Here is an 11,550-nt window from a genome sequence, read left to right on the forward strand (position 1 = left end):
GAAAGATTCGGTCGTGCAACCGATTGGCTTCGGAGGAGTGTGGAGACGCCCGCACCACCCGTCAATACGTCAACATCCGGCCACTCCCCTCACGGAGCGGCGGGCGCCGCCGTACTGCTGCGCACCACCAGGCTCGTCGCCAGCTCCACCCGCGTAGCCGTCGTGGCCTCCTCCGCCCGCCCCATCTCAAGGACCAGCCGCGCCGCCGCCTCGGCCATCTCGGTCAGCGGCTGCCGTACGGTCGTCAGCGGCGGCCCCACCCAGCGGGCCACCGGCAGATCGTCGAACCCGACGATGCTCACGTCCTCCGGGATGCGCAGCCCCAGCTCGCGCGCGGCCTCGTAGAGCCCGAGCGCCTGGAGGTCGTTGCCGGTGAAGATCGCGGTCGGCCGGTCGGGCATGCGCAGCAGCTCCAGGCCGAGCCGGTAGCCGGCGTCGTGGTGGAAGTCGCCGGTCTTGATCAGAGCCTGGTCCACCGGAAGCCCGGCGGTCTCCAGCGCGGCCCGGTACCCGTCCACCCGGGCCCGGCTGCACATCATCCGGGACGGCCCGCTGATCGCTCCGATGCGCCGGTGCCCCAGCTCGACCAGGTGCCGGGTGGCGGCGAGCCCGCCCTGCCAGTTGGTGGCCCCGATGGACGGCACGTCCGGCCCCGGGTCCCCCGCCGGGTCCATCACCACGAACGGGATCGACCGGCTCATCAGCAGCGCCCGCTGCGACTCGTCAAGACCCGACAGCACCAGCACCACCCCGTGCGGCCGCCGCGCCGCCACCTGGTCCGCCCAGGTCCGCCCGGGAGTCAGCCGCCCGGCGCTCTCGCTCAGGACGACACTCAGCCCGGCGTCCCGGGCCACGTTCTCCACCCCCCGGATGACCTCCATCGCCCACGCGCTCTCCAGCTCGTGGAAGACCAGGTCGATCAGCGGCGACCGGGAGGCCTCGGCGCGGCGGCGCCGGTAGCCGTAGGCGCGCAGCAGCTCCTCGACCCGGGTGCGGGTCGCCGGGGCGACGTCGGCACGCCCGTTCAGGACCTTCGAAACAGTCGGAGCGGACACGCCGGCCTCACGGGCGATTTCGGCGAGCGTCGCCGTCTGCGTTTCTGCGGGCTTCGGAGGCGTCATGCCCGCGATCGTATCCCTGCGCTCCCCCTTGACGAAGACCTTCGCACGCCATAGGTTCCCGGAACATTCGGTGTGTGGTACGAAACATTCGTAGCAGCGTTCGTAGCAGAGAAGCCCGCAGAGAGCAGAGACGGGAGTTTCATGACCACCGCTCCTTGGCGCGACCCCGCACTGCCCGCCGCCGCCCGCGTCGACGACCTGCTCACCCGGATGACCCTGGAGGAGAAGACCGCCCAGCTGTACGGGGTGTGGGTGGGCGCCGCCACGGACGGCGACGGAGTCGCCCCGCTGCAGCGGGAGATGACCGCGGACTACGACTGGGACGAGCTGATCACTCTCGGCCTCGGCCAGCTGACCCGTTCCTTCGGCACCGCCCCGGTGGACCCGGCGCTGGGCGCGCGAGCACTGGCCCGCGCCCAGCGCCGGATCACCGCGGCCGGCCGCTTCGGCATCCCGGCGATCGCCCACGAGGAGTGCCTGGCCGGCTTCACGGCCTGGCAGGCAACGGCCTACCCGGTTCCGCTCGCCTGGGGCGCCGCCTTCGATCCGCCGCTGGTCGAGGAGCTGGGCCGGCACATCGGCCACGACCTCCGTTCGGTCGGCGTCCACCAGGGCCTGGCCCCCGTCCTGGACGTGGTCCGCGACCCGCGCTGGGGACGGGTCGAGGAGACGATGGGAGAGGACCCGTACCTGGTCGGCACGGTCGGCGCCGCATACGTCCGGGGCCTGGAGTCGGCGGGAGTCATCGCCACCCTCAAGCACTTCGCCGGCTACGCCTCCTCCACCGGCGCCCGCAACCTCGCCCCGGTCCGGGCGGGGGTACGGGAGTTCGCCGACGTCACCCTGCCCCCGTTCGAGATGGCGCTCCGGGAGGGCGGGGCCCGCTCGGTGATGGCGGCGTACAACGAGACGGACGGCGTGCCCGCGTCCGCCGACCCCCGCCTGCTGACCGAACTCCTCCGCACGGACTGGGACTTCGACGGCACGGTCGTCGCCGACTACTTCGGCATCGGCTTCCTCCAGACACTCCACCGCGTCGCCGGCACGGAGGCGGAGGCGGCCCATCTCGCCCTGGCCGCCGGCATCGACGTCGAACTGCCGACGCTGAAGTGCTACGGCCGCCCACTGGTGGCGGCGGTCAGGGAAGGCACGATCCCGGAGTCACTCGTCGACCGCGCGGCCCGCCGGGTCCTGCTCCAGAAGTGCGAACTGGGCCTGCTGGACGAGGACTGGACCCCGGAGCCCGCGCGGGAAGGCCCGATCGACCTCGACTCGACGGCGAACCGCGCGCTGGCCCGCCGCCTGGCCGAGGAGTCCGTGGTCCTCCTGGACAACCCGGACGGCGCGCTCCCCCTCGCCCCCGACACCCGCATGGCGGTGGTGGGCCCGCGCGCCGCGGACGCCCTGGCGATGCTCGGCTGCTACTCCTTCCCGTCCCACGTCCTGACCCACCACCCCGAGGTCGACCTGGGCATCGCCATCCCGACCGTCCTCGACTCCCTGCGCGCCGAACTCCCGGACGCGAAGGTCACGTTCGCCGAGGGCTGCGACGTCTCGGACCCCGACACCTCGGGCTTCGAGGAGGCGGTGGCCCGCGCCTCCGAGGCGGACGTGTGCGTGGCGGTACTGGGCGACCGGGCGGGCCTCTTCGGGCGGGGCACGTCGGGCGAGGGCTGCGACGTCACGGACCTGGAGCTGCCGGGCGTCCAGGCCGGCCTGCTGGACGCACTGCTCGCGACGGGCGTCCCGGTGGTCCTCGTCCTCCTCACCGGCCGCCCGTACGCACTGGGCCGCTGGCACGGCCGGCTCGGCGCGGTGGTGCAGGCGTTCTTCCCCGGGGAGGAGGGCGGCCCGGCGGTGGCGGGAGTGCTGTCGGGCCGCGTCAACCCGTCGGGAAGGCTGCCGGTGAGCATGCCGCGCGTGCCGGGGGGCCAGCCGTGGACCTATCTCCAGCCCCCGCTGGGCCTCGCGGGCGAGGTCAGCAACCTGGACCCGACCCCGCTGTACCCGTTCGGGCACGGCCGCTCCTACACGAGCTTCGCGTGGGAGCCGGCATCGCCCTCATCGGCCGAACTCCCCACGGACGGCTCCCACGACGTGACCCTCACCGTCCGCAACACCGGCGACCGCGAGGGTGCCGAGGTCGTACAGCTCTACCTGCACGACCCGGTGGCGTCGGTGACCCGCCCGGACGTCCGACTGATCGGCTACCAGCGCGTGGCACTGGCCCCGGGCGAGTCGAAAAGGCTGACCTTCCATTTCCACGCGGACCTGTCAGCGTTCACGGACCGGGAAGGGGCGCGGGTGGTGGAGCCGGGGGCCCTGGAGCTGCGGGTGGCGGCTTCGAGCGCGGAGGTACGGTCCGTGACCCGCCTCCAACTGACGGGCCCGGTACGCCGGTTGGGCCCCGACCGGGCGCTGCGCTGCGAGACGACCGTGAACTGACCGTCAGACGGCGGCAACGTGCACGACGAAGGGGGCCCAGGCGGCGGGGGTGAGGGCGAGGTGGGGGCGGGTGCGGTCTTTGGAGTCGCGGATGCGGATGGTGGTGGGGGCTGCGGCTACTTCTATGCAGCTGTCGCCTTGGGCGCTGCTGTAGGTGGACTTACGCCAGGTCAGGGCGACTTCTATGCAGCTGTCGCCCTGATCCGTGCTGTAGCTGGACTTGAACCAGGCGAGTCGGGGGGTACTCATAGGTCTCCTCGCAGTCGCTCCAGCAGGCTCGCGGAGTCCTCGGGGGTGAGGGCCGGCGAGCGCAGTCTCGCATAGCGCTGGTGGAGGGCAGTCACGTCCTTCGGCTCGGTGATCAGCCAGCCGCTCATGTGCCCCTCCACATAGGCAAATCGGCGCCCCTCAGCCGTCTCCACAATCTGCAACGGGCCTGCCAGGCTGGCGTGTTGCTTGCGTTGCAGCGGCATGATCTGCAGATCCACGTTCCGCAGGTCTGCGTACTCCAACATCTGGTCTAGCACGGAGCGCGTCACCTCGGGACCACCCAGCTCCCTAAGCAGAACGCTCTCTTCGATGATGAAGCTGAACGCCGTATTCGGCCGACCCTGCAAAAGTTGCTGACGCTCCATACGGCGAGCCACCTGTGCCTCCACCTCCCCATCAGTAGGCGGCGGAAGCGCGTTCTCGTACACCGCACGGACGTAAAGCTCGGGTTGGAGCAGTCCGGGCACCAGCCTGCACTCATACGTATCGAAGCTGATCGCCTGCCGCTCCAGATCCGCCCACTTCCGGAACCACGCTGCGAACCCGGGTTGCCGTGCCACCCGCCCAAACGCTTTCCGCAACGCACCGGTGTTCCCGAGCACCCCCTCCGCCGCATCCACAAACCCCTAGTCCGCCAACCTTCGCCCCAACTCAATCGAAGCGACCGTGTGCTTGGACAGGTGCACCCTCGCCCCGAACTCCTCCCGGCTAAGCCCCGCATGCTCCCGCAGCCCCTGCACGAACGCCCCGAACGTCTTCATGCTGTCCGACGACTCGGGCTCGCTACCTACCTCAACGCCACCAGTCATGCACTCAGAGTGACCGACGTCGAGGCGGCCCGCAGCCACATCACGCAAGCGGATAAATTTATCCGCTTAGTGTTACGGTGGTGCCCGCCGACGTGGTCCGAACCCTGAGGAGTCCCCATGTCACGCAGTCGCCGGCTGTCATTGGGCGCCGTCATCCTGGTGGTGAACGCCCTGCAATGGGTGATCGCAGAAGCCGTCACCGCCGCCGCCTGGAACGATCCGCCCTACAGCTACGCCCGGAACTACATAAGCGACCTCGGCGTGCCCGACTGCGGTGCGCGGTTCCAGGGGCGGGAGATCTGCTCACCCGCGCACACGCTGATGGACGCGTCGTTCGCGCTCCAGGGGATCCTGTTCGCGGCCGGGGTCGTCCTGCTGGCCAGCCTGATCGAGGGGCGTGCGCGGCGCGTCGTGACCGTCCTCGGCGTCACCCACGGAGTGGCCTTCGTGCTCGTCGGCATCTTCCACGGCTCCGCGGAGGGGCCGAAGTACAACCTGGTCATCCATGTAGGCGCGGCCATTGCCGGCATCCTGTGCGCCAACACGGTGGTGATCGTGGCGGGACGCCTGCGGAGCCTCGGCCTGGCGCGGCCGTACCGCGTCTTCAGCGTGACGGTCGGCGTGCTGGGCCTGCTGAGCGAGCTGGGCGTGGCCATCTCGACCGGTACGGCCGGAGCGTTCGAACGCGGCGGGATCTACTCCTGGCTGCTGTGGAGCGCCGTGACCGGCACCCTGCTCCTGGCCGGGCGCCTGCCCCGCCCGGCCGTGCTGGAGAATGTCCCGGTGTGACCCCGGACAAGCAACGCCCGCTGCGCGCGGACGCGGAACGAAACCGTCGGCTCATCATGGACACCGCCGACCGGCTGTTCGCGGAGCGGGGGGCCGTCGCCACCCTCAACGAGATCGCACGCGAGGCGGGCGTCGGGGTCGGCACCGTGTACCGCCGCTTTCCCGACCTCCAGGCACTGGTCGACACGCTGTTCACGGAGCGGTTCACCACGTTCCTCGCGCTCGCGGCGGCGGCCGAGGAGCACGCGGACCCCGGTCAGGCGCTGCGCCACTACCTGCTGGAGGCGGCGCAGTGGCGGGCCGGGGACCGGGCGCTGGACGTCATCCTCGCCCATGCCGACCTCGACGCCCGCCCGCTCGCCGGGATGCGCGACGAACTCGGGCGTCATGTGGACGGCCTGGTGGAGCGGGCCGTGGCCGCGGGTGCAGTGCGCGAGGACTTCGCCAGCGCCGATGTGTACGCCTACCTGTACATGGTCGGCGCCGTCGTCGACCGCACCCACGACATCGCCCCCGACGCCTGGCGCCGCTACGCCGAGGTCCTGATGGTCGGCTTCGGCCTGGAACAGGCCCCGACGGCCCGGACGTCCGCGATGACCGACGCCCAGATCCGCCTGACCTGGCCCAGTCCTTCGGCCCGGCTCCCGGCCGACTAGGGGGTTGTCACCCGTGGCCGTGCAGACGGCTGTGTGCGTGGCAGTCGGAGAGCCGGAAGGAAGCGATCCTGGTGTTCCAGTTTCCGGTGCCGTCGGCCGGTTGGTACTGGTTGGTGTACCAGAACGTACAGTCGTCCACCGGGTCGATCGCCATGGAGGTGTAGTCGCCCCAGCGGTTGCTCCCGGTCTGGGAGCCCGCGCCGGTCCACACGGTGGTTTCGCGGAACGTCATCAGGTTCGGCGGGTCGTTCGCCAGACGTCCGGTGATGCGGATCGAGGGATGCGTCCGGGAGGACGACTGCGAGTATCCGAGGGCGATGTCGCCGTTCCTGTTCATGGCCGCGGAGCCCATCCACCGGTAGGTGGAGTCCGGGGCGTAGGTGTTCTGCTGGCGGACGACCGGCCGGCCGTTGCGCAGCCCCAGTTCGTACCAGCGCACGCCGACGCCGCCGCGGGCGTCGACCGCGTGGTTGACGACCAGGGACTCGTGGTCGCCGAAGTTGCGGTACGCGAACCGGTACATCGGCGAGTAGGAGAGCGAGTCCAGTTTCTGGGTGGTGCCGGCCTGCGGGACGCACTGGGTGGGATCGGTGCTCGCGCAGGCCGGGGTGTAGGGGGCCACCCGCAGTCGGTACGGTCCCGCGAGGGTGGTGCGGTTCTGGTTCTTCCAGTCCACGTGGAACCGCCAGTACTGCAGGCTGTCGTGCGTGGGGCCGAGGTTGATCAGCAGGTTGGGCTCGCCCCGCGGGGGCGGGGTCGTGCCGTCGAGGTCCGAGCCGATCGGGATGGTCGATGCCGGGACGTTGAAGCACTGCTGGTCGGCGTCGGCTCCGCGCAGCATCCTCTTCCGGTCCCAGGCGCACGACTCGAAGAGCGAACCGGCCGCGGTGGCGTTCACGTAGTAGGCGTCCGGCCACACCGCGAACTTCGGATGGTCGGGGAGGTTCCGGTACCCGAAGGCGTAGCGGTAGTACTGGCCGGTCGCATCCTCGGTGCGGGACACGGCCACGCACAGCCGGTTCGTGTTGGTCGCCACGTCGCTGGCGAACTGGTTGATGATCCAGCGGTGGGCCAAGGAGTCCCAGCGGACTTCGGGGTCCCCGAGGGCCTCGGTCGAAGCGTTCTCGCACGGTCCGCCGAACCCTTTGAACAGGGTCTGGGTCGTGAGCGGTCCCAGCAGCGTGGCACCGGACTTGGAGTACACCGCGAGTTCGAAGTTGGTGATCTCCACGAGCTGGCGGGAGCCCACCGAGGCGTTGGGGTCGGGTGGGGTGCCGCCACCTTCCCGGATGCCCTCGAAATTGACGCCCAGCCGGATCCGGTCCCGGCCGCCGGCCTTGGCGAGGGGCGGGCGCGACGCCTTTCCGCGGGGCACGACCTGAGGGGTGGACCGAAACGTCCTGGATCTCTGCCACAGCTCTCGCAGCGGTGGCGAGGTGTCATGGTGCACCGCGGGGCCGGAGTCAGGGGACCGAGTGGCCCCCGTATGGACGGTGGGCTTGGGTACGGTGCCGGCGGCCGGCGTGGCGGACCACGCCGGGGAGGCCATCAGAGCCGCTCCCACCGAGGCGACGGCAACGATCGGACGCAAGGCGCGGGGTACGTGCATCTACCCTCCTAACGGGTCGGTGAGCCGACCCGTTAGGCCAAGTCGCGAAGCCACACTGCGAGGGCGGGCGGCTCACTGGTTGTGTGGAAATCCAGTTATCCATCTCGCCCGTCCGGCGCTCGGGTGACCGACGTCGTGTCGGGTGCGGCTCAGCCTTTTGGCGCTGCCCGCGTGACAGCCGTCCGAGAACTCGCCGCTGCCCTCTAGGGGGTGTCGCCCACCGACTCGAACCGCCAGCGGTGTACCGGCCGGGTGGCCAAGTCACCGGGCGGATCGGGGAGTTCGGGGATGTCCGAGTCGTCGTACGACGCCTCCCACCACGTGATGACCAGCACCCGGTCCTGCGGTGCCCGGAAGGTCTCCCGGCGCAACGGGGCCTCGGGGAGCTTCTGGTCGCGCGCCCACGCGACCAGTTCCGCGCCCCGGTCCTCCGCCGCCCGCGCCTCCCACATCAGCGCGACCGTCACGAGTAGAGGTTCTCCTTGCTGACCTCGTGCACATGGTCGTGGTCATGGTCGTGGTTGCCGGGGACGTGCGGGTCGGTCACCGGCAGGGAGCTGTCCGCCGAGAGGTCCCAGCCGGACGGGGTCCGGTTGCGCGCGACCATCTCCGCGCCGAGCGCGGCCACCATCGCGCCGTTGTCCGTGCACAACTTCATGCGCGGCACCCGGAGCTGGATGCCGGCCGCCTCGCAGCGCTCCTGCGCAAGGGCGCGCAGCCGGGAGTTGGCGGCGACGCCGCCGCCGATCATCAGGTGGTCGACGCCCTCGTCACGGCAGGCCCGGACGGCCTTGCGGGTCAGGACGTCCACGACCGCCTCCTGGAAGGAAGCGGACACGTCGCGGACCGGGACCTCCTCGCCGGCCGCCCGCTTGGCCTCGATCCAGCGGGCCACCGCCGTCTTGAGACCGGAGAAGGAGAAGTCGTAGGCGGGGTCGCGCGGGCCGGTGAGGCCGCGCGGGAAGGCGATCGCCGAGGGGTCGCCCTCCTTCGCGTACCGGTCGATGACCGGGCCGCCCGGGAAGCCCAGGTTCAGCACGCGCGCGATCTTGTCGAAGGCCTCGCCGGCCGCGTCGTCGATGGTCGCGCCGAGCGGTCGTACGTCGGAGGTGATGTCCGAGGAGAGGAGGAGGGAGGAGTGGCCGCCGGAGACCAGCAGCGCCATCGTCGGCTCGGGCAGCGGACCGTGTTCCAGCTGGTCGACGCAGATGTGGGCGGCGAGGTGGTTGACGCCGTAGAGCGGCTTGCCGAGCGCGTACGCGTACGCCTTCGCCGCCGAGACGCCGACCAGCAGCGCGCCGGCCAGGCCGGGGCCGGCCGTGACCGCGATGCCGTCGAGGTCCCTGGCGCTCACCCCGGCGTCCTTCAGGGCCCGCTCGATGGTCGGGACCATCGCCTCCAGATGCGCCCTGGACGCCACCTCGGGGACGACCCCGCCGAAGCGGGCGTGCTCGTCGACGGAGGAGGCGACGGCGTCGGCGAGCAGGGTGGTACCCCGGACGATGCCGACGCCGGTCTCGTCGCAGGAGGTCTCGATCCCCAGCACCAGGGGTTCGTCAGCCATTGGTCTCGGTTCCTTCTTCGTCGGTGGGCCCGGTGGCGGAGCCACTGCCGGGCTGCCCGGTCGTCAGGCGCATCACCAGGGCGTCCACGTTCCCCGGCTGGTAGTAGCCGCGTCTGAACCCGATGGGCTCGAAGCCGAACCGCTCGTAGAGCTTCTGGGCGCGGATGTTGTCGACCCGGCATTCGAGCAGGACCTCGGCGCACTCGAAGGCGGTCGCGGCCCGCAGCAGCTCGGTGAGCAGCTCCCCACCGAGCCCGGTGCCCCACTGGTCACGGCGTACGGCGATGGTCTGGATGTCGCCCACCGCGGCGGTGCCGGTGTCGGAGGCGGTGCCGGTGTCGGAGGCGGTGCCGCCCTGGGCGGCGAGCCCCCCGTACCCGACGACCCGGTCGTCCTCCAGGGCCACCACGTACCGCCGGGTCGCCTCGGGGCCCCTGGCATGCGCCAGTTCGGACCAGAACATCCCCCGCGACCAGGCGTCCTCGGGGAACAGGTCCTTCTCCAGCTCCAGGACCGGGTCGATGTCCCACCAGCGCATCTCGCGCAGCTGTGCGGTCACTTGGGCGTGACCACCTTGTAGTTCTTGGGCACCTGGGCGTCCGGCCGGCGCAGATACAGCGGCCGGGGCTCGGGCAGTTCCTCCCCGGCGGCCAGCTTCTCGGCGGCGAGCGACGCCAGGGCCGCGGCGGAGACGTGCTCGGGCTCGTGCGCGACCGGGAAGGTGTCGGGGTAGAGGAGCGCCCCGGCGCCGACGGCGGGCAGCCCGGCCACCTGCTCGGCGATGTCGGCGGGCCGGTCGACGGCGGGATCCGTGCGCCGGGTGCGTGAGTCCTCGTACACCGCCCAGTAGACCTCTTTGCGGCGGGCGTCGGTCGCGACGACGAACGGGCCCTTCTCGATGTCGGCCGCGTAGGCGAGCCCGTCGAGCGTGCACAGGCCGTGGACGGGCACGCCGAGCGCGAGCCCGAAGGTGTCCGCGGTCATCAGACCGACCCGCAGGCCGGTGTAGGGGCCGGGACCGATGCCTGTGACGATCCCGGTGACGGCGTCCAGCTTGACCCCTGCCTCGGCGAGGACGCGGTCGACGGCCGGCAGCAGCAGCTCGCCGTGCCGGCGCGCGTCCACCTGGCTCGACGAGGCGATGACGGCCGCACCGTCGTGCAGGGCGACGGTGACGGCGGGGGTGGCGGTATCCAGAGCGAGCAAGAGCACGCGAACAGCCTACGGCTCCGGCGCCGCGAGCACGGCCGCCGGGGACCGACGGTCACTGGCTGCTACGGTCTGTACGAAGTACGACATATACGGCGAGGCTCTACGTGAGGCTCTACGGCAGGCAGAGGTGGCGCACGTGGCAGGGACCAGCTCGGGAGTCGTGGCCGGCCTCACCGCTGCGGCCGTCGGGGTGGTCGGTTTCCTCGCCTACCAGGCCTCGGCCACCGTCCCGCCCGGCCTCGGCGGCAGGTCGGCGGCGAGCCCCGCGCCCGGAGCGCCGGCCACCAAGGCACCCCGGGACCACCGCCACCCCAGGGCCCTGCCGAACAGTTCCGGCACGGGTGAACGGGTGGTGTACTCGGTGGACGACGACCGGGTCTGGCTCGTCAACGAGCGGGGCCGCGTCGAGCGCACCTTCAAGGTGAACCCCGGCACCGTCGACCCGGCCACGGGCGCCTACTGGGTGACGTCCCGCTCCAAGGCGATCACGGGCACGGACGGCCTCCCCATCGAACACGTGGTCCGCTTCACCACCACGAAGGACGGCTCGGCCATCGGCTTCAGCGCGGTCACCGCACAACGCGCCGCCGCGCCCCCCGACCCCACGGTGAAAACGGGCGGCATCCGCGAAACCCGCCCGGACGGCAACGCGATGTGGAACTTCGCGACGATCGGCGTAAAGGTGATCGTGATCCGCTGAGCGGATCTTGAAAACGCCGCGAGGGAAGCGCCCCGTCAGGGGCGCGGGGCTGTGTTTGATATGCGGCTACCGCCGCGTGGGCGCGACCAGCCCCCACCGACTCGCACGGACCCACCGGCCGAACCGGCCCAAGCGCTCCGCGGGAAGCGCTGCGATCTGCCGACTGCCGCGCCGTCGTGGCTGGTCGCGCAGTTCCCCGCGCCCCTTACGGGGCGCTGCCGAGCCGCAGCGGGCTTCGAGGGCCCCGCCTACGCAGCCTTACGGTCCTGTTCAACCGGCTTCACCGGCAGCTCCGGCGCTCTCGGCGGCCGAGACACCGCGTCAGCGCACGCGCAGGACGCCAGAAGCTCACGCATGGAGACCCCGGGAACCCCG

11 protein-coding genes and 1 pseudogene are annotated in these 11,550 nt (G+C 71.3%); 4 read left to right on the top strand and 8 right to left on the bottom strand.

Going from position 1 to position 11,550, the window contains the following annotated elements:
• Nucleotides 1–89 precede the first annotated feature (89 nt).
• Nucleotides 90–1,121: a LacI family DNA-binding transcriptional regulator gene (locus SSP29_RS06030; RefSeq protein WP_089099394.1), complete on the bottom strand. Its 1,032-nt coding sequence runs from the start codon at nt 1,119–1,121 to the stop codon at nt 90–92.
• Nucleotides 1,122–1,262: 141 nt separating this feature from the next.
• Between SSP29_RS06030 and SSP29_RS06035 the strand changes: the two genes are divergently transcribed.
• Nucleotides 1,263–3,566 (top strand): beta-xylosidase/alpha-l-arabinosidase, encoded by a 2,304-nt coding sequence (locus tag SSP29_RS06035; protein WP_089099395.1) that lies wholly within the window; start codon nt 1,263–1,265, stop codon nt 3,564–3,566.
• Between the two features lie 3 nt (nt 3,567–3,569).
• Here SSP29_RS06035 and SSP29_RS06040 read toward each other — a convergent pair whose 3' ends face one another.
• Complete coding sequence (locus SSP29_RS06040; RefSeq protein ID WP_089099396.1) at nt 3,570–3,815, bottom strand: DUF397 domain-containing protein; 246 nt, start codon at nt 3,813–3,815, stop codon at nt 3,570–3,572.
• Nucleotides 3,812–4,645: pseudogene (locus SSP29_RS06045) on the bottom strand (helix-turn-helix domain-containing protein). Before SSP29_RS06045 ends, SSP29_RS06040 begins: the two are co-directional and overlap by 4 nt.
• A gap of 117 nt (nt 4,646–4,762) precedes the next feature.
• On the opposite strand from SSP29_RS06045, the gene SSP29_RS06050 reads away from it, so the two are divergent.
• Nucleotides 4,763–5,434: a DUF998 domain-containing protein gene (locus tag SSP29_RS06050; protein WP_089099397.1), complete on the top strand. Its 672-nt coding sequence runs from the start codon at nt 4,763–4,765 to the stop codon at nt 5,432–5,434.
• A complete protein-coding gene (locus SSP29_RS06055; protein WP_150133634.1) occupies nt 5,431–6,090 on the top strand; it encodes a TetR/AcrR family transcriptional regulator in 660 nt (219 codons plus the stop codon). Before SSP29_RS06050 ends, SSP29_RS06055 begins: the two co-directional genes overlap by 4 nt.
• Before the next feature lie 7 nt (nt 6,091–6,097).
• On the opposite strand, the gene SSP29_RS06060 is transcribed toward SSP29_RS06055, so the two are convergent.
• From SSP29_RS06060 to tsaB, 5 genes are all read right to left on the bottom strand, one after another.
• The gene (locus tag SSP29_RS06060) at nt 6,098–7,465 is read right to left on the bottom strand and encodes a hypothetical protein (protein ID WP_089099398.1); all 1,368 of its coding nucleotides are present in this window, start codon (nt 7,463–7,465) and stop codon (nt 6,098–6,100) included.
• A gap of 437 nt (nt 7,466–7,902) precedes the next feature.
• Nucleotides 7,903–8,166: a hypothetical protein gene (locus SSP29_RS06065; RefSeq protein ID WP_089099399.1), complete on the bottom strand. Its 264-nt coding sequence runs from the start codon at nt 8,164–8,166 to the stop codon at nt 7,903–7,905.
• Entirely contained in the window at nt 8,163–9,263 is a 1,101-nt protein-coding gene (gene tsaD / locus SSP29_RS06070; protein WP_089099400.1) for a tRNA (adenosine(37)-N6)-threonylcarbamoyltransferase complex transferase subunit TsaD, read from the bottom strand. The genes SSP29_RS06065 and tsaD overlap by 4 nt, the downstream gene beginning before the upstream one ends.
• Nucleotides 9,256–9,801, bottom strand: a complete 546-nt coding sequence (gene rimI / locus SSP29_RS06075) for a ribosomal protein S18-alanine N-acetyltransferase (RefSeq protein WP_089099827.1) — start codon at nt 9,799–9,801, stop codon at nt 9,256–9,258. Before rimI ends, tsaD begins: the two co-directional genes overlap by 8 nt.
• A gap of 17 nt (nt 9,802–9,818) precedes the next feature.
• A complete protein-coding gene (tsaB, locus tag SSP29_RS06080) occupies nt 9,819–10,475 on the bottom strand; it encodes a tRNA (adenosine(37)-N6)-threonylcarbamoyltransferase complex dimerization subunit type 1 TsaB (protein WP_089099401.1) in 657 nt (218 codons plus the stop codon).
• 136 nt (nt 10,476–10,611) lie between these two features.
• On the opposite strand from tsaB, the gene SSP29_RS06085 reads away from it, so the two are divergent.
• The gene (locus SSP29_RS06085) at nt 10,612–11,175 is read left to right on the top strand and encodes a hypothetical protein (protein ID WP_089099402.1); all 564 of its coding nucleotides are present in this window, start codon (nt 10,612–10,614) and stop codon (nt 11,173–11,175) included.
• Nucleotides 11,176–11,550 lie beyond the last annotated feature (375 nt).

The sequence above is a fragment of the Streptomyces hyaluromycini genome (assembly GCF_002217755.1).
In the GTDB taxonomy this organism is placed as follows: Bacteria; Actinomycetota; Actinomycetes; order Streptomycetales; family Streptomycetaceae; genus Streptomyces; species Streptomyces hyaluromycini.

Bases quoted from the DNA above. Each gene is read 5' to 3' on its own strand.
- SSP29_RS06035 (WP_089099395.1), top strand. From the start codon at position 1,263: ATGACCACCGCTCCTTGGCGCGACCCCGCACTGCCCGCCGCCGCCCGC.
- tsaD (WP_089099400.1), bottom strand. From the start codon at position 9,263: ATGGCTGACGAACCCCTGGTGCTGGGGATCGAGACCTCCTGCGACGAG.
- SSP29_RS06050 (WP_089099397.1), top strand. From the start codon at position 4,763: ATGTCACGCAGTCGCCGGCTGTCATTGGGCGCCGTCATCCTGGTGGTG.
- SSP29_RS06030 (WP_089099394.1), bottom strand. From the start codon at position 1,121: ATGACGCCTCCGAAGCCCGCAGAAACGCAGACGGCGACGCTCGCCGAA.
- rimI (WP_089099827.1), bottom strand. From the start codon at position 9,801: ATGCGCTGGTGGGACATCGACCCGGTCCTGGAGCTGGAGAAGGACCTG.
- SSP29_RS06040 (WP_089099396.1), bottom strand. From the start codon at position 3,815: ATGAGTACCCCCCGACTCGCCTGGTTCAAGTCCAGCTACAGCACGGAT.